Below are 20,509 nucleotides of genomic sequence, written 5' to 3'. Positions count from 1 at the left end.
TACGTGCCCCGCGCCGCGCGCGACGTCACGAGCCACCGAGCCGCGCGACGAGCGTGTTCGCCGTCTCGCACTCGGTCTTGAAGCTCGCCGCCTTCGATCCCTTGCAGGCGCGCGTCGTGAACCCCTTGAGCATCTGGATCGCCTCCTGCTTGCGCGGCGGATCCAGGGTCGCGTACGTGCTCCCGAGACTCCAGAGGATCTGTACGGCCTCGGGGCCGTCCTGCGGCGCGGCCGCCTTGGCGGCCTCGAGCTCGGTCACCATCTCCGCGGTGGACCCGCGCTCCTGGTAGACCGACGCGAGCAGGCTGTGGACGCCGAAGAGGTACTTGTCCCCGGGCTTCGCGAACGACTTCGCCTCCTTGAGCACCTGCTCGGCCTCCTTGGTGTAGCCGAGGCGGATGTAGAGATCGGCGAGCGCCGCGTAGTACCGGATCTCGCTCGGGTTGTGCTCGATCGCCTTGGTGAGGTTCTCGAGCGCCTTCTGCTCGTCGTCCGTCCAGAGGTAGACGTTCCCGAGCTGCGAGTAGCAGTCCGCGAAGTTGGGATCGTTCTCGATACACTTCTGGTAGGGCTCTTTGGCCTCTTCGTACGAGATCGTCTTCTTCTTCGCCTGCTGCTCGAGCGCCCAGCCCCGCTCGAACCAGTAATTGGCGAACTTCGGGGCGATCTGCGTGGCGCGGGCCAGCGTGGATGCGACCTTATCCCACTCGTCCCGCTTCTTGTACGCCATCGCCAGCTTGAAGAAGATGCGGTGGTTCGTGGGGTCGAGCTTGGTCGCCTGCTCGTACTTGTTGGCCGCGCCCTCGGGGTTGACGGCGACCTCCTTGTCGGCCTGATTCGCCAGGATGACGGCCTCCTGCCGATGCCGGGAGCAGCCCATCCCCGCCGCGCTCGCCGCGACCAGCCCAACCATCAAGAATGCTCCAAGCTTCATCTGCTCACCTTTCGAATGGGATCGACTCTGCCAGCGTCCAAGCGACCGCGGGCGTCGTGTCGCCCCTCTCCAACAGTCCCCGGAGCCGGCTGCGCCGCTCCGCCCAACAGTCCCGGGAGCCGGCTGCGCCGCTCCGTCCAACAGTCCCCGGAGCCGGCTGCGCCGCTCCTTCAGCAATCCGGAGTCGGCTGCGCCGCTCCTTCAGCAATCCGGAGACGGGCTGCGCCGCTCCGTGTGGCACCGTCACAAGCTTCCTGAGGTGGCGCGCGTTCAACCTCGCGCGGCGTCGCGAGAATAGGCGGAGGGAACCGCGGAAGTCCAGGGCTTCAGACCCCGCCCCTGCGCCGGCCGGCAGCGCCTTCCGGCAGGCCCCCGCCCCCTCCCCTGCGACGCCGCACGGCGACCTGGTGGGCGTCCACGCGACGCCGCACGGCGACCTGGTGCGCCCGCCTGCGATCGCGCCGCGGCGACCTGTGCGCCCCCCTGCGATCGCGGCGCGGCGACCGCCGGAGACGCCGCGCGGCGCCCGGCGCCTGCTGCGTCCGGTCCGGGAAATGGCGAACGCCCCGCACGGTGCGTGCGGGGCGTTCGAGCGAGCCGACCGACGAGGCGGGCTCAGCCGCCGGGGCTGAGCATGATCGGGTAGACGACGGTGACGATACCGCCCTCGGGCTGCGGGAACGACAGCCCGTAGAACGCCCGCACCACGCACGAGACCACGCCGTTGTCCGGCAGATCCGAGCCGCCGTTACCGACGTTCGAGACCGCACCGTCGCGCCCGATGACGAAGCGCACCGCAACGCGGCCCTGCAGGTTCGGGTTGTTCCTGAGCCCGTTCTCGTAGCAAAGCCGGAATCGACCGAAGTTCTGACGGACGATACGCTGGATGACCTCGGGCGGCAGGCGGCCGCTCACGCTCGTCGCACCCATGCGCACCTGCGGCGGCTTGGTGCGATGCGACCCGCCGAGGCGGCCGTGGCCGGAGCCAAAGCCCTGGCCGGTGCCGGTGCCGGCGCCGTGGCCGATGGTCCCGATCGAGCCGAGGCCGATACCCTCGCCGCGCCCGCCGCCACCCTCGCCGATACCGGAGAGGCCGAGGCCGCCCGCACCGAAGGAGTCGCCGATCTGATCACCCCACATGTTGCCGCGGGCGCTCAGCGGATCGTTGCCGAGCGAATCGTCGCGGCCCCACGGGGCGGTCGGGGCGTTCGGGTCGCCGCCGGCGCCGGCGTTCAGCAGGCCGATCATGCCGAACTCGGCGGCGTCGCGCAGCGCGGCCTGGCGGGCGATGTGCGGATCCGGGTTGTCCGCGGGGCCCTGGACGCCGTAGCGGTTGCCGGTGGCCTTGGTGTTCGGGTTACCCATCGAACCCTCTTCACCCTTGGCGCGCGTACCGGTGCCGCCCTCCTTGTTGTCCGCGGCGTTCTCGGCGACCTGCTCGGTCTCCTTCTCCTCCATCTCCTTCTCGGCGGCCGCCGCGAGGTACTGCTGGATGAGGAACTGCTGGTCCGCGGAGATCCCGTCCTCGCCGGTGTCGCCGAGCGGCGGCATGAAGAACGCCATCGCCGCGAGCAGCCCGAGGTGCACCGCCATGGAGAGGCCGGTGTACAGCAGGCTCTGCGTGTCCAGCTGGAAGTGGCCGGCCACGACCTTGCCCGCGTTCACGGCGGACACCTGGAAGACGATGCCGTCGAGCTCGACCTTCGCCTTGGCGCCGGACGGGAGCGCCATCTGGTAGGCGCCCGACAGCTCGGAGCACGGCTGCGCGCGGCCCTGGTCGATCGCCTGCTGCACCGTGATCTTCGGCGTGCCAGGGATCTCGATGGTGCCGGTGGCGCGGGGCAGGAGCACCACGGAGACCGAGCCGGAGCGGTCGGCGAGGACGATGGGCGCCCGCGTGGTGCCGAGCTTCTCCGAGGGGATGAAGTAGTCACACTTGAAGTTCTTGCCCTCCTCCTCACCCACGTAGAAGGAGCGCGGCGGCGTGAGGTGCGCGACGTGAAGCACCGCGGCATCCCACAGAATCATGATCTCGACGGACGCCGCCGGGACCTCGACCTCCTCGCTCGGCACGTCCGGCCCGTTCTTCACGAGCGTGTACGTGTACGAGCCTTCGGGCGCGTCCGGGGGCACCTCGTCGACCGCGGGCGCCGACTGCGCGAACGGGTTGTTGTAGGCAAACGGATCTGCCCCGCCCGCGGCGGTCGCGGCGAACGGGTTCGCCGGCGCGGCGGCGAACGGGTTCGCGGGCGGCGCGGCGGCGAACGGGTTCGCGGGCGGCGCGGCGGCGAACGGGTTCGCGGGGACCGGCTTGGCAGGGCCCGCTGCCGCGGCAACCGCCACCGGCTCGGCGCGCTCCAGCATGATCTTCGTGCCGCCGATCTGGAGCTGATCGCCGGGGCTGATCTTGCACTTGTTGACGCGCGCCCCGTTCACCATCGTCCCCGGCTCGTTGCCGAGATCGATGAGCGTGATGTCCTGCGGGGAGGCGACCTCGATGACCGCGTGCATGCGCGAGGCAAGCTCGTCATCGACACGCAGATGGCTCTTCGCGTCCTTGCCTACCTTGACGATATCCTGCGTGATCGTCTCCCGACGGACGAGCGCTTCGTTTTGGTAGAGCGCAAATGTGAGAGCGACCCTTTGCTTGCCTTCCATCTCCGCCAGCCTTCCCTATACGCCCCGCGGCGCACGCCCCCGGCTCCGGGGGATCAATCGACAGGGCAGGTGCCAACCTGCCCAGCACATCAGAGGTTCTCGACCGACTTGAGCATCTCCGGAACGAACGAGGTACGGGGCCGGATCAGCGTCGTCCGGACGGGGCCGGGCCGCACGCGGATGGTGGCGTCGTTGGGGCCGAATCCGCCGGCGTTCAGCGGATCGTCGGAGAACTCGTACCCGTAGCCCTCTTCCTTCTTCCCGCCGCCGCCGCCCTGAGCGGCCTGCGCGAACGCCGATGAGGCGACCACGCTCGTAAGAACGGCAGCCACGACTCCCGCACCCAATCGGGTCAACCCTCTCATTCCAGCCTCCTGACAATGTTCCGACGCGGTTACAGTGCCATTGTACCGCCTACCACGGCGGCCGGTCAACCAGCTTCGCATGCCATCGGTGCGACGGAGAGCATGACCCACGCTCGCCTCGACAACCGAATTCACCCAAGGTTCCCAGAGCGTTGCGACGAAAACGCCGAACCCCCTTCTCTTTACGTCAGGGAGAGAAGGGGGCTCGACGCGCTGTCTGACGCGCCGCTGCACGGCCAGGCATGCCGGTTGAGCTCGCTCGGAAACCTTCAGTGTCCCGAGCGAGCTCTCCCTGGCGGCTCGGACCGCTCGCGGCGCTCATCCGACAGCCTCTGAGACAAGGCTCCTGCTGCCTACTGAGCCGGAGTCGCCCCTTCTCCCCCTTCGCCCTCGCTCCCGGCAGCGGCCTCCTGCTCGGCTTCCTTCGTCTTCATGTCGGCCTCGGCCGCCTTGCGCTCGGCCTCGGTCTGCTTGTTGAAGGCGATGATCTGATCGATCTCCTCCATGCGCTCCTTCGACCGCTTCACCGCGTCGGCGAACTCGGCATTGGCGCCCGCCTTCTGGATGAACTGGCCGAACAGACCCTTCGCCGACATGAGGGCGCCCTCGGCGGACTTGCCGCCCGACTTCGCCTTGTACTCCTGGGTCAGGATCGCCTCGTTGTAGTAGGTCTCGGGGCGCTCGGGGGCGAGCTTCTTGGCGGCGTCGAGCTCGGCGCTGGCGGCCGCCACCATGTTGTCGAAGTTCGAGTCGTCGATCTGACCGCGCAGGGCGAGCGCGAGCCCCAGGTGAGCGTCGTAGTCGTTCGGACGCATCTTCAGGGCCGCGCGGTACGCCTCCTCCGCCTGCTGGAACCCGCGGAACTGCAGGTTCACCGCCGCGTAGTTCATCTGCGCCTCGTAGAAGGTCGGGTCGAGCTTCCTCGCGATGTTGAACTCCTGCACGGCGCCGTTCAGGTTCGCGAGCTCGACCTGGATCATGCCCGCAGTGTTGTGGATCGGCGCGTAGTTCGGGTTCTTGCGGATGGCCTGAGAGCAGACCAGCGCCGCGAGCTCCAGCGCCTGCGTGTCGATCTTCTTCTGCTTGCTGACGTTGGTCGCGACCGCCTTGCCCGACTTCCGGCCCGCCTTCTGCTTCGCCGTCTCCAGGTAGTAGATGGCGAGCTGGTTGAACGCCGGCATGAAGGCGTCGTCGACCGCCAGCGCGCTCTGGATGTACCGCTTCGCGCGCTGGAAGTCGTTGGGGCCGTCGTTGTCGGCGACGTTGTTGCCGCGCTTCATGTACAGGAGCGCGAGGTGCACGAGCGCCTCGACATTCTTGTACTGGGCGTCGACGACGGCGGCCTGGCGCATCTCGCTGATCGCCGCGTCGAGGTTCCTCTCGCCCGACTCCGCCAGGTTGTAGAGCGCCACCTGGACCCGCGCCGGGTGGAATTTCGGGTTCTTCTGGAGCGCCTGCTGGAAGTACTTCTTCGCCTCCGAGTCCTTCTTGCAACGCTGGTACGCGAGCCCCGCGTTGTAGATGGCCTCCGCGAACGTCGCGTCTCCTTGCTCGTCCGCCGCGTCGAGGAACAGCTGGGCCGTCGAGCTGCAGGTCGCCTCGTTCCAGTCGCCCGCCTTGTCGTGCTGGACCATGGCGTCCATGGCGGTCTTGAACTTGTTGGCCGCCGCGACCGACACGGCGTTGCCCTTGCTGTCGGTGATCTCCTTGCCGGTCGTCGGATCCTTCGCCGCGCGAGACGTACCGCTGACGCTCCCGCCGCCACAACCCGTTGCGGCCAGGAGGAGCACCGCAACCGCTGCCAATGAGGTGAAGCTTCTCATGTTTCGCTCCATCACTTCCTGGGTCGGGTCGTGGCCCGATCGAGCGCCGAGCCTTCCTTCGAGCCGCCGGGCGCCGCCTTCTTGTCCTCACCCTCTTCCTTGCCCGCCGCCGCCGCCGGCTTGTCCGTGACGGTCGGCGCTTCGCGGAAGGGCGTCCCGTCGAGGTTCAGCGGCGCAGGACGATCGCTCAGGCCGGAGTTGACCCGCGACGGAGAGCCGCGGAATTCGTCGATGAGGTGGTACTCGGCGCCGTAGTTCTTCGACAGCCACACCTCGCAGGTGCGGGAGTAATCGTCGAAGTACTGGTACTTCACCGACAGGTCGAGGCAGGTCTTGAACGCGCCCTTCGCCATCTGCTTCTGCGGCTCGCTCGCCTCGTCCAGGCGCGAGTAGTACTCGCCCCGGATCTCGTCGTACGAGACGTCGGTGCCCGGCACCATGCCGTGCCCCTTCCACTCCTTGGGGATGGGAGCGGCGCGGAACTCGGCGACGAACTTGCCCCACATCTGACCGACGCGCGCGCCGGCGGCGATGACCCACTTCGGCGGAGGCGTCGGCTCCAGCTTGAGGATCTTCTGGTACTCCGCGTCGGCCGCCTCGATCGCCGGGCGCTTCTTCTTCACCCAGTCCGCGACCTTGGTGTTGATGTGCTTGAGGACGTCCTCGCGGTTCCCGGCGCCCTTGTACTCGGGGAACTTGATCTTATCGACGTCCTTCCGCTTCTGCTCGGCGAAGTGGAAGTAGGCCTCGCCCACCGCGGTCAGCACCTTGCCGAGCCGGCGCAGCTTCTCCGGCTCCTCGCCGCCGATCGCGTCGAGCTTCTTCATCGCGGCCGCGGGGTCCTTCCAGTAACCGCGGACCTTGTTGTACTCGCCGTTCGCCGGGGTCACGCTCTTCGTCTGCAGGAGGACGCGCGCGTACATCGCGTGCGCCTGCACCTGGACGTCGAACGTCGCGTTGCGGTCGATCTGCGGCATCGCCGTCGACAGCCGCCTGCGCGCCTGATCCCAGTCCTCGCGGTCGATGTAGTGCGCGCCGATCGCGAACGCGATCTGCGCGGTCTGCGCGGGCTTCGCCTTGCCGTAGTTCTTGTTGAAGAGGTCGGCGTCCTTGATGGCCTGGTCCTCCTGGCCGAGGCCGAGCCGCAGCACGACCGCGTCCTGGAGCGCCTCCGCGGCCTTCTCCCCCTTCGGGTTCTCGCGGGCGTAGCGCTCGTACCAGCTCGCCGCCTCGTCGTAGACCGCGATCGCCTGGTAGTTGCCGCCGATCTCGTAGATCGACGTCTTCGCCAGCTCGGTGTTGTGGAGGTTGTACCTCGGGTCGAGCAGGATCTTACGAGCCGCGATCGACTTGGCGATGAGGCGGGCGGCCTGGAACGCCTTCGCGGCGTTGTAGAGGACCTCCTCGCTCTTCTCGCACGCGGGCTGCTTCGCCTCGCAGGCGGCCTCGCCGTACTTCTTCCACATCTCCATGTAAGCGACGGCGGCCTTCTCGTAGTTCTTGAGGGCCTCGACGCCACCGGACGCGTCCGCCGCCTCGACAAGCTTCTGGGCGCGCAGGCGCTCGATGTCGCGCTGGATGCGGATCAGGATGCCGCACTGCTCGGCGTTCTCCTTCTCCTTGCCGCCCTTGCAGTAGAGGTCGATGAACTTGGGCACGTCCGCGGCCATGTCGTCGTAACAAGACGGACGCGGCGGGTCCATGTTCGCGCCGAGGACGTTGAGCGACTCGAGGTAGAGCTGGGACGCGTAGATGCCGACTTCCTTGTCGGCGTGGTTCAGCGCCACGTCACGGAACGCGAGCGCCGCCTCTTCCCAGTGCTGCGCCTCGAAGTACGTGCGGCCGCGCGCGTACTTCACCTCGACGTACTGCTCCTGCGCTTCCTTGTCGTTCGCGGCGGGCTTGATGTAGCAGACGTAGCGGTTGAAGGCGGTGATCATGCCCTTCTGGCTGTCGCTGAACTCCTTGGGCTGGAACTTCGCCTTGTCCGCCTTCTTGTCCTTCTCGCCCTTCTTGCCCGTCCCCCCCCCGTCGGGGAGGTTGCCGGACCCCTTGAGGTGGGAGCCGTCCTTGTGGGTCTCGGTGTAGATGTTCTGGTAACAGAGCACCGAGGCGTACGCGGCCTCCGCTGCCTGCGGGCCGTTCGGGTCCTCCGCCACGACCGAGTCGAAGGCGGGGCCGCACTTGGCCCAGTCCTTCTGGAAGTACAGAAGGTCGGCCATCGCGTACTTGATCTTGAAGATGTTCGGCCAGTCCTCCTTCAGGATGCGGGGGAACTCGAACTTGGCGAACTGCTCCTGCTTGAAGTTGTTGACGACCTTGTCGTAGAGCTGCGCGGCCAGCTGCATCGTCTTCTTGTCGCCGGTGCCGCGCACGCCGCCCGAGCCCACCGCCTCGAGGTGCCAGGCCATCGCCGTCTCGGTCATCAGGCCGGCGGTGATGTTGGAGCACTTCAGCTTGGCGTCCGCCGGGTGCCCCTCGCCCAGGAACTTGTTGTGGACGTCGAGCTGGCGCCCGAGCACGTCCATGATCTGGTCCTTGTTGCCAGACTTCATGGCGAGCGTCGCCTCGGCGATGTGGCCCTGGTAGACGCAGTACTTCGGGCCCCGATCGCGGGTCATCAGGTCGGTGTAGAGCTCGATGCCCTCCTTGTAATGACCGGTGTCGAGGTAGTTCTGCCCGAGGTCGTCCATCATCTTGAACGTCTTCTCGGAGCTGCCGCTCGAGTCGCCGCTGAGCGGCCGGAGGAAGTCGTGGGACTTCCGCGGGTCGCCCGCGAGCGCGTAGACCGGGATGATGTCGCGCCGCGCCGAGACCGCGAGCTGGGCCGCGTTCGGCATCTGCTGGAACTGCTGGCCGTACTCGATCGTCTTCTTGAACTCGCTGATGGCGCGGGCGAAGTCGCCCTTGTTCCAGTAGACGTACCCGAGCTTGTAATGGGCGTAGCCCCAGACCTTGTTCTCGGGCGGCGGGTACTGGGTGACCTTGACGTACGACTGCTCGGCCAGGTCCCACTTGGACGGGTCACCCTGCGCCTCGTTGAAGAAGAGCTCGCCGAACGCGAGGTACGCGTTGGGGATGTACTTCGAGTTGGGCCAGTTCTTGATGAGCTCGAAGTAGACCTTGCGCGCGTCCTCGAGCTGCTGCGCCTGCTCGTACTCGTACGCGAGGTAGTAGAGGACCTCGTCCGTGCAGCCCGTGCTCTTCGCGGGGTCGGACGCGTTGGTGCTCTGGCAGTACTTCGGGTACTGCGTCTTGAGCTGCGTGTAGTACTTGATCGCGCTCTTCCGCGCGGCGGCGAGGATCTTGTCGGCCTTGCCGACCTCGGCCTGGATCCCGGCGACGGCCTTCGGGTTCTTCCGCTTGGCCTCGTCCGCCTTGATCTGCCCCTCGGTCTTGTCGCGGAACGCCGCCGACTCCAGCTCGACGTACCCCTCGGCCAGGCGCCGCATCAGCTTCGGCCGATCCGGCGCGTTCTTCGGCGTCGAGGCGTACAGGCTCTCGAGGCCCTGGATCTCGGTGATCAGCAGGCTCCTCACCTTCGGGGCGAGGCGGTTGCGCCGCTCGTCGCGCTGCGCCGAGGCCTGCGACGCGGTCGGGTTGGCCGGCTTCGTCAGGTCGTCGCGCTTCTTCAGCTGGATGCCCGTGGGGGCCGACTTGAAGCTGACCTGCGGCTTCTTGCCCGCCGACACCTGCAGCTTGCCGCCCGGACACGCGGCGATCGCGTCCTTCGCGGGCTGCGTGATGCATGCGTCGGCCGCCGACGCGGGGCTCGTCGTGACGGCGCACGCCGCCACGGCCAGCGTGCCTGCCGCCGCGCGGAGCGCATGCAGTACACCGAACTTCGACTGCTTCATCTCCATCTCCGTCCCTCCGCCACGGACCCCCGTGAGGAAGCGCTCCCTGCCCCGCGGTCCCAAGCCGCGGGGCAAACGTTTAAGAAATCTCTCACTTGCTGCACTTCGACGTCACGACCTGCCGGTAGAAGCCGAGCTCGTCGCGCCAGTACTCGCCGTCGAACGGCCACAGCACGTGCTCATCGTCGGGCTTGACGACGCCGTACGTGAGCGCGTCCTCCTTCGAGAGCTGGCCGCTGACGACCTGCTGGTCGAGCTTGTTCCGCTCGGCCGCGGTGATGTCGATGAGGATCTTCGACGAGTCGCGGAGGTGCTCGTTGAGCTCGTCGAGGTTGCGCTGGTAGCGCTCCCGGCCGAGCGTGCCGGCGTTCCGGATCGCGAGGCTCCGCGCGAACTCGAGGGCGTCGGTCACCTCGCTGCCCACCGGAGAGTTGCGGAAGTTGACGGGCGCCTTCTTGAACCGCTCCCCCTCCTCATCGAGCACGCGCACGTACTCCATGTTGCGGCGGAGCTGGCGATCCGAGAGCGCGTTCTCGACGATCGGGCGGACCGTCGGCGACAGGTTCGCCTTGCCGGCGCTCACGTCCTTGAGGAACTGGAAGAAGCGCTCCTCGTTCCCCTCCCCCTGGAACCGGTTCAGGATCGACTCGAGCTCCTTCTTGATCGGCTCGTACTTCTTCTTCATCTTCGCGACGATCGTCGTCGCGTCGCCGTACTGGCAGATCGTGAAGGAGACGACGGCCTTCAGGATGTCGGCCTCGGGATAGAACGAGTTCGGGAAGTAGGGCGACTCGATCGTGTGGATGTTGCCGAGCGCCTGCGGATACAGGCCGGCCATGAAGTACGCCCAGGACTGCTCGAAGAGGCTGTCCAGCCAGTACTCGCTCGCGACGTCGACGCGGTTCCAGTACTTGACGGCGGCGGAGAGCTTCGCGGCGTCGATCGTCGGGACGTTGTTGTCGTCGAGGCGGACCGAGGCCGAGTAGTAGGTGCGCGCCATCGAGAGGAACGCGAGGTCGCGCATGCGCGCCTCGTCCTCGACGCCCTCGACGCCCTCGTCGATCGCCTGGACGATCCGCTGGAACGACTTGACCGCCGGCACCGACTTGCGCAGCTGCACGTACGAGATGCCGCTGAAGAACTGGGCCTGGACGTAGTACTTGCTGTTGGGGTCGACCTTCGCGAAGAGGGCGATCGCCTCCTCGTAGTTCCGGTTCCGGTACTTGTAGCGGCCGAGCAGGTAGTTGAGCTGCCAGTAGAGGTCGCGCTGCTGGGGGTTGTTGAACCGCGCGATCTGCTCGGTCTTGTACTTGCCGACGCGCTCGATGATGTCCGCCGGCTCGGGGAGCTGCGTCGCGAGCTTGGACAGCCAGAGCAGCGTCTCGTTGAACTTGAGGTGGTTCGGCTTGTCGGCGATCTGCGAGAAGATCGCATAGCTCGCCTGGTAGAACTGCAGCCGGTACAGCGCGATCGCGAGGTGGTACTGCGCGATCTGGCGGTTGCCCTCGTCGTCCCCCGTGTCGCCGTCGACGACGCGCTTCAGCTGCCGCGCGGCGTCGCTCCACCGCTCGCTGTCGAACAGCCGCTTCGCCTGCGCCGCCTCCTCCGTCATCTGGCCCGCGGTCACGGGGCCCGCATCCTCGTCGAGGTTGATCTCCTTGTTGGGCTTCGTGCCGCCCTTGGCGTCCGCCTTTTCAGCCGCGACGGGCTTACCCTTGCCGGCCTGCGCGCGCCCCACGGCGGGGGAGAGCAAGAGGGCAGAAGCTACAAGGCAGATACTCGCCAGCCGGTTCCGCATCGTCGTTCCTCGCTTTCGGCGACGTAAAGATCGTGGCCCCTTCGCCCCGTTCGCGGCTCCACACACCGGAAGCGCGCGCCGTAGACCCCCGAGGCAGCTCGGTCGAGAACCAAAAAGTTCAATGAGAATCAACGGATACTTGCGTGTGGCGGGGGATGGTAGGATTGTGGCGCGCGGCTTGTCAAGCGATGCCGGGCATGGGCCTGCGCTACATTCCCGGCCTCGGACACCGGGCGCCGCGTCGACCTTGGGGTTGCGCACTGCGTAGCAGTCGAGGGTGGAATTATCGAAGAGCTGCGGCGCCGCTTCCTACACCGGAACGCCACGCCGGCGTCGCGCCGCGGCGGTGTGGCCACCCCCCTGCCAAGGGACCGCCGGGCGCGGGGGTCGAACGCTGCGCGCCGGCGACGGCCCCCCACCTCGGCGGGGCGCGCCCCATCCGGCTGTTGACGCTCAAGGCGCGCTTCGTCTAGGGTCCAACCGCTGACGTTGTGCCTTTGAGCACCTCGACTTGAGCGTTTTCTTGCCTCCCGTCCGCGCGCCTTCTGCCGAGGCGATGGCGCGCACCGCCGCCGAAGGAGCACGTTCTGATGACCCGTTCCATTCTGTCCGGCCTGCTCGGCCTGCTCAGCGTCGTCGCTATGGCGAGCCTGCCCGCCGCATGTGAAAGCGGCGGCGTGGGCGACCCTTGTCTGCCCGAAGACGAGTACGATCCGCAGTTCGCTGGCTTCAAGGTGACGGAAGAGAACATCGAATCGCGGTCCTTCCAGTGCCAGACGCGGATCTGCCTGGTGAACCACTTCCAGGGGCGCGTGAGCTGCCCGCTCGGCCAGGAGGCGCCATCGCCCTGCGATCCGAACAACGCGGCGTCCTGCGGCGACAAGGGCGAGTGCGTCCTGTCCGGGGCGGTCGAGCCGCCGAACTGCGCCGGGAACCAGGACTGCCGGTGCCAGACCAACGACGACTGCTACGGCGAGGGCTGGAGCTGCGACACGGACGGCATGTGCAAAGCGCACGTGTGCCGCCCCCTGAACGGCGAGGGCAAGTTCGTCGGCTGCCAGGACCCGACCGACTCAGCAGCGAACAACGCGGGCAAGATCTGCTGCGTGCCGGGGACCGAGGATCCCGTCGCCTCGCCCGTCTGCGGCCAGTGCGCCCCCGACTCGCAACGGAACGCACAGCAGGCGGTGTACTGCTCCTGCCGGTGCGGCGTGGCCGAGGGGGAGCCGGACGATCCGAACTTCAACTTCTGCGAGTGCCCGCAGGGCTTCAGCTGCTCCGAGATCCGCCCGAACGTCGGGCTCGGGGACCCGCTCCTCACCGGCAAGTACTGCATCAAGCAGGACTCGCAGTTCGAGAGCGAGGGGGAGTGCGCCGACGTGCCCGGCCGTGTCAACTCGGACCAGTGCGCAGGCTTCTAGGCATCGGGTGACGGGCCGCCGCGCCTCGCGCAGCCCTCGGCGTGCGCCGGTCGATCAGGCCGGCGGCGCCCTCCCCTCCAGCGACGGTTCTGGCTCACACGACGGCTCGCCGCCGGGGCGACCGGCGCGCGCGTCGCGCACTGGCGAACCGCCGGTCCGCGCGACGCGCGACGGCGGGCTCGCGGGAGGCGCGCGCGCCGCGGGCGTCGAAGAGCGCGGCGACCCCGGTGGAGCGTCGTCTCGCCGAGCGGCGATCGCGCCCGCTGCGGCTCCGCCGGTGGATGCGCGGAGAGCGCTCGGGGCGCGCGCGGAAGACGCCGTCGTCGCCTACCTAGCGGCGCGAGGGATGGAGGTGGTCGCGCGCAACGCGCGGGTCGGCCGCCTGGAGATCGACGTGATCGCGCGGGACGGCCCGGTCATCGCGATCATCGAGGTGCGGACGCGCGGCGCCGGCTCGTACGTCCGCGCCCTCGACAGCATCGACGCGGGCAAGCGAGCGCGCGTGCGGCGCGCCGGAGAGCAGCTCTGGCGCGCCCGCTTCTCGCGCGTGCGCGGCGTCGAGCGGATGCGCTTCGACGCCGCGTCGGTGACGTTCCTCCCGAACGGAGAGGCCGCCGTCGAGCTCATCAAAGCTGCCTTCTAGCGCGCTTCGATTTTCGGGGTTGATTTCGGATCGATTTCGAGCCGCTGCGAGGCTGCTCGAGGAGGCGCGCGCCGCTCGGGGCGCGCGCGGGCGGGTCACGCGTCGAGCTGCTCTTGCATCTCGGTGCGGAGGCGCTTGAGCTGCGCGATGCCGTCGGGGTCGATCTCGGCGGAGCCCTTCTGCGCGTGCGCGTCGGTCTCCAGCTTCGTGAGGATCGCGTCCATCTTCGCGATCTTGGCCTGCTGGCGCGCCCGCAGATCCTCGACCATCTTCTCGAACGCCTCGAAGAAGTGCTGGAGCTCGTCGCCCTTCCGCAAGCGCTCGCGCACGACCAGCTTGCCCTCGCCGACCTGGCGGAGCAGCCGCTTCATCTTGAAGATCGGGCCGGCGATCTTGTGCGTGAAGACGATGCCCGCCACGCCGACGCCGAGGACGAGCAGCGACAGCAGCGCGACGATGAGGCGGAGCAGCATCTGCTGGTTGTCCGCGACCTCGGCGGCCTGCCGCTCGAGCGCCTCGGCGCGCTGCTGCAGCGACGCCGCGTCGCGCTCGAGCCGCGCCTGCTCGTCCTTGAGCTTGTTCTCGTCGCGCTGCGCCGCCTCGCCGAACGTCTTCGCCAGCTCGGGGTCGTCCTTGTACTCCTTCGCGATGTTCATCGCGACGACCTCGCTGACCCGGCGGCTCTGGACGAGCACCTCCTGGCCGCGCTTGACGGTCTCCTGACCCTGACGGACGGTCTCTTGCCCCTGCTGCACGGCGGTGCGGCTCTGCTCGATGATCTTCGAGCTGGCGTTCCAGAGGAGGATCCCGAGCGCCACGGAGAGCGCGAGGCTGATCCCCACGAGGAACCCCGTGTATTTCAGCTGGAATTTCTGATCGAGCAGGTAGTTCCGCGCGCTCCGCTGGTAGCGCGCTCTGACCTCCGGCGCGGAGGTCTGCGGGGCCGTGCTGGAAGCGTCGCTCATGGGATCCTCGAAGCTGGCTGGAGATGACAAGGGTCGTGAGGCACGGGGAAAGCCGATGTCGAGCCGCGATGGTGCGTCACAGCGAGGCGGCGACCTTCTGGAAGGTCTCGACCGCGTTCTCGACGCACATCTTCATCAGGATGTTCTCGCTCTGGACGTCCTTCTTCGGGGTGCCGCTCTGCGTGAGCTTGGGCGCGAACTCGCCCTGGAGCGACTTGGACGGATAGGTCCACATGCTGACGCGGACCACCTGGGTGAGGTTGCCGCCCTGGTACACGGCGGGCTCGACCGTCGCGAGCAGGTAGAAGCCCTTCATTTTCTTGCCGTTCAGAATCTTCTTGCCCTGGGCGAGCGTCTCGCCCTTGGGGGCCACCGCGTAGCCGGCCTTCGAGAGGATCTTCTCCTGCATCGCGGCGCGCACGAGCGGCTCGATCTCGGACTCGGGGCGGCCGCTCTTGTTCGTGATCTCGATGGCCACGTAGTACTTCGTGTCGGCGCCCGGCGGAGGCGGCTGCGACGGGCCGCCCCCGCCGCCGGCGGACAGCGTCGCGATCGACTTCTGCATCTGCGACTTGACGGCCGGCGTCTGCTCCCGGCCCTCGGCCCGCTGCAGGCACGCGAGCCCCGCGGGCTTGCCCAGCCTGCCGAGCGCCGCGGCCGCCGCGACCCTGACGGAAGCGTTGGCGTCCGTCAGGGCGTCGCAGAGCGGCTTCGCGGCGGCGTCGTCCCCCGACGCGCCGAGCGCGAGCGCCGCCTGCGTCCGGACGCGGTAGTCGTCGTTGGTCTTGAGCTGCTCGGCGAAGTGGCTCGTACGCTGATCCGCGTAGCTCCTCGTCGGCATCAGCGAGAGTACGAGCGTCACAACCAGCAACACGAGCGCAGGAAAGGGCCGACGCATTCCACGTTCGACGATACACGAGCGCATCGCCGCCGTGGCGATCCGATCTGCGGACCTGCACTCGAAATTTGGTGCGCACACGCTCGCACTTTTGCCTTGCATTCGCTCGCTCCTCGTTGCCACCGAACTGGACGGTTTGACGCCGCCTGCCCGCGGCGCTTCAAGGCGCGAAACACGTTGGGTTTCAGGGTGAACACGACATCATCATCCACTTATCTACCCGTCTCCCCGGCGCTCTGCCGACGTCCTGTCGGCGCGTCGCGTGCACGTCCGCTCACGTCCGCGTACGTCCTCGCTCGCCCTCGCCGCCCGCTCTCGCCGCCGCGCGCCGGGCGAGCTCGAGCTCGGAGCTGCCGCGGATCCGCTTCCCCTTGCCCGGGCTCGGCCCGCGTGACGAATAATGCGCGACCATGACGAGGAGCTCGCCGGAGGCGTTCGGGAGATGCGTGGCTTGAGACGATGCCTGAAGGCGGCGCTCGTCGCGGCGGCCGCGCTCGTCGCGGCGCCCCCGGCGCACGCGCAGACGCGAGGCGCGCCGCTCCGCATCCATGTGCGGGGGAGCGCGCAGATCGACGCCGTCGCGTGGACCGAGCCCGACGGGTTCGTCGTGCGCGGCAGCGTCATCGACGACGCGCGGAGCCCGGTCGCGGAGGCGCCGCTCTCCATCGACGCCGTCACGAGCGGCGGCGCCCCCGTGGATCTTCCGCAGGCGGAGGGGTGCGCGGAGGGCGGCGCGGCGCGCGTTCGAGAGCACCGCGCCTCGCAGGGAGGATACGCGATCACGACCGACGCGCGGGGCACGTTCTGCCTCCGGGGGCGCGCGACGCTGGCGAACGCGACGCTGCGCGTCCGCTTCCCGGGAGGGAAGCTCTACGAGCCGTCCGAGGCGAAGGTCCCGATCGAGACGCACGCGGCCCCGCTCGCGCCGGTGATCCTCCGGTTCGATCCGCCGGTGGACGCGATCGATCTGGATCGCCCGACGGTCAACGTCACCGTGGCGCTCCGGATCGATCGCAGCGGCGCCGCGGGCGGCGCGCCGTTCGAGCGCGAGCGGCTCGCCGTCGTGCTCGAGGACGATCGCGGCACGCGGCTCGCGGAGGCGCCCACCGGCGGCGACGGCCGGGCGCGGTTCGAGCTCGCGACCGAGGGCCTCGGCGGCGCCGGGCAGGGCGCGCTGCGCGCGCGCTTCGAGGGGACCGCCGCGCTCGCGAAGGCGAGCGTCAGCCAGGGCGTCGTCCGGTACGCGCAGGTCACGCTCGCGCTCTCGCACCCGGTCGAGCCGGCGCGCGCGGAGGACGGCGTGCCGATCGACGTCGACGTGCGCTCGTCCGGCGGCGCGGTCGACGGCGGCGTCGTCGAGGCGCTGCGCGCGGGCGAGCCGGTGGGCGCGGCGGCGGTGGTCGCCGGCAAGGCGCGGGTGATCGCCGCGTTCACCGCCGAGCGCGAGGGGACGGTGCCGCTGTCGCTCCGCTACGTTCCCGCCGCCCCGTGGTGGATCCCCGGCGCCGAGCTCGCGATCGACGTCCCCGTCGCGGGCCCCGGGGTGTGGCGGCAGCTCGCGCTCGGCGCCGCCGTCCTCGCGATCGCGGGCTGGGTGCTCGGCGGCTGGCGGCGCGCTCCGAAGCGCGCGGCCGCCGGCGCGGCCGACGAGAAGCCCGCCGCGCCGCCCGGCCGCGCGGGCGTGCGGATCGTCGGGTCGATCGACGACGCGACCGGCTGGCGCGGCGCCGTCGCCGACGCGCACGACGGCGCGCCCATCGCGCAGGCCGAGCTCACGATCGTCGTGCCCGCGTTCGACGGCAGCGGCGTCGTCGCGCGCGCCGTGACCGACGACGCCGGCGAGTTCTCGATCGAGGCGCCGTACCGGAACGACGCGAAGCTCGTCGTGCGCGCGCCGACGCACAGCAGCTACGAGCAGGCGCTCCCGCCGCCGAGCAGGCTGGGCATCGCGCTGGTCACGCGGCGCCGCGCCGTGCTCGATCGCCTCGTCCGGTGGGCGCGGCGGCAGGGGGCGCCGTTCGAGGGGCCGCCGGAGCCGACGCCCGGGCACGTGCGCCGCGTGGCGAGCAGGGTCCAGCAGCGCGAGGTCGAGCTGTGGGCGACCCGGATCGAGCACGCCGCCTTCGGCCCCGATCCCGTCGACGAGCGGCTCGAGCAGGACCTCGGCGCGTCGGAGCCGAAGCCCGGCGTCTCGCAGCTCGCCCCGTGAGCCGAGCGCTCGGGGCGCGCGGCGGCGGCCCCGACGCCGCGCCGACCTGCCGTTTCGCTGGCTGGATCGGGCGACCGCGCGAGCGCACGTTGACGTATGGGGTGCGTCCCATATAGTCGGCTCCCTCGCCGGAGAACGCCAACGTGGAAATCGCCCTAATTATCGTCGGCCTCGTCGTGGTGGCGGCGATCGTCTACTTCGTCACGAAGAAGGCGCCGCCCCCCGAGATCGCAGCGCCCCCCGAACCGAAGAAGCTCCCGGAGAAGGCGAAGCGGCCCACCGAGAAGCCGGCGGAAAAGCCGGCCGACAAGCCGCGCGTCCAGAAGAAGCCTCCGGCGGAGGAAGAGCCTCCGGCGAAGGCGAAGGAGCCCGCGCCGCAGGAGGAGCCGCCCGCGGCGACGCCCTTCCCCGTCGAGGTGCCCGCCGTCCCGCCGCCCTCCGCCCGGGCGTTGCCGCCCGAGCCCGCGGTCGCGGAGGCGCCGCCCGTCGCCGCGCCCGTGGTCGAGGCGCCCGCGGAGAAGCCGGCCCCCGCGAGGCCGGCGCGGGAGACGACGCCCCCGGGCGCGCGCAAGCGCGACGTCGAGGGGCTCCGCAAGGGCCTCACGAAGGTGCGGGAGCGAGAGGGCTTCTTCGGCCGCCTCAAGGCGCTGTTCGCCGGCAAGAAGGAGATCGATCCCAACGTCGTCGAGCAGATCGAAGAGGTGCTGCTCACCTCGGACGTCGGCGTGAAGACGACGGAGCTCCTCCTCGACGAGATCCGCTCGGCGCTCAGCCGCAACGAGCTCGCCGACACCGACAAGGTCTGGGACGCGCTGCGCGAGCACGCGAAGCGGATCCTGCGCGTCGGCGCCGGCGGCGGGCTGTCGCTGAAGACGCAGCCCACCGTGGTGATGGTGGTCGGCGTGAACGGCGTGGGCAAGACGACCACGATCGGCAAGCTCGCGACGCAGCTCAAGGCCGAGGGCCGGACGGTGGTGCTCGCCGCGGGCGACACGTTCCGCGCGGCGGCGGTGCAGCAGCTCAACGTCTGGGGCAAGCGCGTGGGCTGCGAGGTCGTGCGCGGCAAGGACGGGGCGAACCCGGGCGCCGTGATCTTCGACGCGATCCAGAAGGCGAAGGAGACGGGCGCCGACGTCGTGCTCGCCGACACCGCCGGCCGGCTGCACACGAAGACGAACCTCATGGAGGAGCTGGCCCGGGTCGCGCGCACGATGAACAAGGCGATGGAGGGGGCGCCTCACGAGACGCTGCTCGTGCTCGACGCCACGAACGGACAGAACGCCATGCAGCAGGCCGCGCTCTTCAAGGAGGCGCTGCCCATCACCGGCATCGTGCTGACGAAGCTCGACGGCACCGCGAAGGGCGGCGTCATCCTCGGCATCTGCGCCGAGCACGGGCTCCCCGTCCGCTACGTCGGCATCGGCGAGCGCGCCGAGGACCTCCGCGAGTTCGAGCCCGACGAGTTCGTCGAGGCGATGCTCGGCCGCCCGAGCGGCGCCGAGGACGCGGCCGCCTGACGAGCGCGGCGCCTCACGGCGAGCGATCTCGACCTCACCTCCCAATCACTCCCCTCGACATCGGTCAAAGAAATGGGCGATGGTCCGATCCCTCGGACCGCCTCGCCCGCGCCGGCTGGACCGTCAGGAGCCGGCACCTCGGCCCGCGCAAGCAACGGCGGATCCGGGCCGGCGGCGATTGTGCAGTGAATTTGCCGGTCGGCGCGAGTCCCCCGGGCGCGCGCCGTCCGGGGGCTCGACCGGTCGCCCAAGGCAAACGGATTTGGTTGTTGATCCTTTTATTTTCGGCGTGATATAGTCCGTCGGGCTTGGCGGTTGACCGAATTAATTAATGAATTCGCGTAGTTAGAAAGCTGTACTACCTGGGCGATCGATCGCTCGCATCGCACGGACTTCGGAAGGGATGGCGATGAACCAGGCTCGCGTGGGGCTTCTCGTTGCGGCTGCGCTGGTCGCGGTGCCGCTCACGGCGTCGGCTCAGCCAAAAGAGCAACCCAAGGAAATTAACCTCGACGAGCCAGAGACTCCTGCCGAGGGCACGGAGCCGGCGGAGGCCCCCGCGGCTCCGGCCGAGGGCGAGGGCGGCGATGAGGCGGGGCTTGGGGACATCTGTAAGATCGACCCTTCGGCGTGTCCCACGATCGACTTGAATAAGGAAGCGGCGAAGGAGCTCAACCCGGAGACCTACGCGGTGCAGCAGATCTACGCGCTGCGCTACCACCGCTTCGAGGTGAACCCGTACTTCGGGCTGACGATGAACGACCAGTTCGTCGGGCACAACGGTCCGGGGCTCGCGATCAACTGGTACCTCACCAACGTCCTCGCGATCGGGGTCAACGGCAACTGGTACGCCGGCCTCAACACGCCGTCGGACTTCAACTTCCAGACGAGCAGGGCGGCGCGTATCGGTGAGCCGATCACCGAGTATCAGTGGAACGCGAACGCGAACTTCACGTACGTCCCCGCGTACGGCAAGTTCGCGGGGTTCAGCGACTTCATCTTCCACTACGACTTCTTCGTGCTGGGCGGCGTCGGCGCGATCTCGACGCGGCCCATCGCCGTCGTCGATCCGGACAACCGCACCTTCAACTGGAAGCCCAAGCTCGCCTTCCACGTCGGCGGGGGCCTCCGCATCTTCTTCAACCGCTGGTTCGCGGCCATGGCCGAGGTCAGCGACTACATCTTCTTCGACGAGCTCGAGAACCCCAGCGTCGCGCAGAGCCCTCAGGACAAGAGCACGTGGCTCGCCGAGGGGAAGAGCTTCACCAACAACGTACAGGCACAGGTCGGGTTCTCGGTCTTCCTGCCGTTCTCCTGGGAATACCGGCTGCCGAAGTAAGGCCTTTGGACGTGGAGACGCGCCGACGCCGAGCGCGAGACATGGGATGATTCAGCCAAAGACGGGGACAGGCATGATGCGT

13 protein-coding genes are annotated in these 20,509 nt (G+C 68.9%); 5 read left to right on the top strand and 8 right to left on the bottom strand.

The window, feature by feature from the left end; genetic code table 11:
• Positions 1-25: 25 nt before the first annotated feature.
• From WME83_RS17700 to WME83_RS17675, 6 genes are all read right to left on the bottom strand, one after another.
• Positions 26-934: a tetratricopeptide repeat protein gene (locus WME83_RS17700; protein WP_437320457.1), complete on the bottom strand. Its 909-nt coding sequence runs from the start codon at positions 932-934 to the stop codon at positions 26-28.
• Positions 935-1,549: 615 nt separating this feature from the next.
• Complete coding sequence (locus WME83_RS17695) at positions 1,550-3,592, bottom strand: AgmX/PglI C-terminal domain-containing protein (RefSeq protein ID WP_437320456.1); 2,043 nt, start codon at positions 3,590-3,592, stop codon at positions 1,550-1,552.
• A gap of 89 nt (positions 3,593-3,681) precedes the next feature.
• Positions 3,682-3,924: a hypothetical protein gene (locus tag WME83_RS17690; RefSeq protein ID WP_437320455.1), complete on the bottom strand. Its 243-nt coding sequence runs from the start codon at positions 3,922-3,924 to the stop codon at positions 3,682-3,684.
• A 386-nt stretch (positions 3,925-4,310) separates the two neighbouring features.
• A complete protein-coding gene (locus tag WME83_RS17685; RefSeq protein ID WP_437320454.1) occupies positions 4,311-5,780 on the bottom strand; it encodes a tetratricopeptide repeat protein in 1,470 nt (489 codons plus the stop codon).
• An 11-nt stretch (positions 5,781-5,791) separates the two neighbouring features.
• Entirely contained in the window at positions 5,792-9,637 is a 3,846-nt protein-coding gene (locus WME83_RS17680) for a hypothetical protein (RefSeq protein ID WP_437320453.1), read from the bottom strand.
• 91 nt (positions 9,638-9,728) lie between these two features.
• Entirely contained in the window at positions 9,729-11,390 is a 1,662-nt protein-coding gene (locus tag WME83_RS17675; RefSeq protein ID WP_437320452.1) for a tetratricopeptide repeat protein, read from the bottom strand.
• A 635-nt stretch (positions 11,391-12,025) separates the two neighbouring features.
• On the opposite strand from WME83_RS17675, the gene WME83_RS17670 reads away from it, so the two are divergent.
• Both WME83_RS17670 and WME83_RS17665 read left to right on the top strand, forming a co-directional pair.
• Positions 12,026-12,856 carry a hypothetical protein gene (locus WME83_RS17670; protein WP_437320451.1) on the top strand — a complete coding sequence of 277 codons (831 nt, stop codon included), beginning with the start codon at positions 12,026-12,028 and terminating at the stop codon, positions 12,854-12,856.
• A gap of 277 nt (positions 12,857-13,133) precedes the next feature.
• Positions 13,134-13,499 carry a YraN family protein gene (locus WME83_RS17665; RefSeq protein WP_437320450.1) on the top strand — a complete coding sequence of 122 codons (366 nt, stop codon included), beginning with the start codon at positions 13,134-13,136 and terminating at the stop codon, positions 13,497-13,499.
• A 95-nt stretch (positions 13,500-13,594) separates the two neighbouring features.
• Here WME83_RS17665 and WME83_RS17660 read toward each other — a convergent pair whose 3' ends face one another.
• Positions 13,595-14,464: a HAMP domain-containing protein gene (locus WME83_RS17660; RefSeq protein WP_437320449.1), complete on the bottom strand. Its 870-nt coding sequence runs from the start codon at positions 14,462-14,464 to the stop codon at positions 13,595-13,597.
• Positions 14,465-14,540: 76 nt separating this feature from the next.
• Positions 14,541-15,305 carry a HEAT repeat domain-containing protein gene (locus WME83_RS17655; protein ID WP_437320448.1) on the bottom strand — a complete coding sequence of 255 codons (765 nt, stop codon included), beginning with the start codon at positions 15,303-15,305 and terminating at the stop codon, positions 14,541-14,543.
• 499 nt (positions 15,306-15,804) lie between these two features.
• Between WME83_RS17655 and WME83_RS17650 the strand changes: the two genes are divergently transcribed.
• The 3 genes from WME83_RS17650 to WME83_RS17640 all read left to right on the top strand — a co-directional run bounded on the left by WME83_RS17650 (position 15,805) and on the right by WME83_RS17640 (position 20,427).
• Entirely contained in the window at positions 15,805-17,571 is a 1,767-nt protein-coding gene (locus WME83_RS17650; protein WP_437320447.1) for a carboxypeptidase regulatory-like domain-containing protein, read from the top strand.
• 143 nt (positions 17,572-17,714) lie between these two features.
• Positions 17,715-19,088: a signal recognition particle-docking protein FtsY gene (gene ftsY, locus WME83_RS17645; protein WP_437320446.1), complete on the top strand. Its 1,374-nt coding sequence runs from the start codon at positions 17,715-17,717 to the stop codon at positions 19,086-19,088.
• Between the two features lie 646 nt (positions 19,089-19,734).
• Entirely contained in the window at positions 19,735-20,427 is a 693-nt protein-coding gene (locus tag WME83_RS17640) for an outer membrane beta-barrel domain-containing protein (RefSeq protein ID WP_437320445.1), read from the top strand.
• The last annotated feature ends 82 nt before the right edge of the window (positions 20,428-20,509 follow it).

The sequence above is a fragment of the Sorangium sp. So ce385 genome (assembly GCF_051474135.1).
GTDB lineage: Bacteria > Myxococcota_A > Polyangia > Polyangiales > Polyangiaceae > Sorangium > Sorangium cellulosum_D.
Note: the sequence above shows the minus strand (reverse complement) of the source record. Positions and strands in the feature narration are given on the sequence as shown.

Excerpts from the sequence above, each read along its gene's own strand:
- WME83_RS17700 (WP_437320457.1), bottom strand. The coding sequence starts at position 934 with ATGAAGCTTGGAGCATTCTTGATGGTTGGGCTGGTCGCGGCGAGCGCG.
- WME83_RS17695 (WP_437320456.1), bottom strand. The coding sequence starts at position 3,592 with ATGGAAGGCAAGCAAAGGGTCGCTCTCACATTTGCGCTCTACCAAAAC.
- WME83_RS17685 (WP_437320454.1), bottom strand. The coding sequence starts at position 5,780 with ATGAGAAGCTTCACCTCATTGGCAGCGGTTGCGGTGCTCCTCCTGGCC.
- WME83_RS17680 (WP_437320453.1), bottom strand. The coding sequence starts at position 9,637 with ATGAAGCAGTCGAAGTTCGGTGTACTGCATGCGCTCCGCGCGGCGGCA.
- WME83_RS17670 (WP_437320451.1), top strand. The coding sequence starts at position 12,026 with ATGACCCGTTCCATTCTGTCCGGCCTGCTCGGCCTGCTCAGCGTCGTC.
- WME83_RS17660 (WP_437320449.1), bottom strand. The coding sequence starts at position 14,464 with ATGAGCGACGCTTCCAGCACGGCCCCGCAGACCTCCGCGCCGGAGGTC.
- WME83_RS17655 (WP_437320448.1), bottom strand. The coding sequence starts at position 15,305 with ATGCCGACGAGGAGCTACGCGGATCAGCGTACGAGCCACTTCGCCGAG.
- WME83_RS17650 (WP_437320447.1), top strand. The coding sequence starts at position 15,805 with ATGCGTGGCTTGAGACGATGCCTGAAGGCGGCGCTCGTCGCGGCGGCC.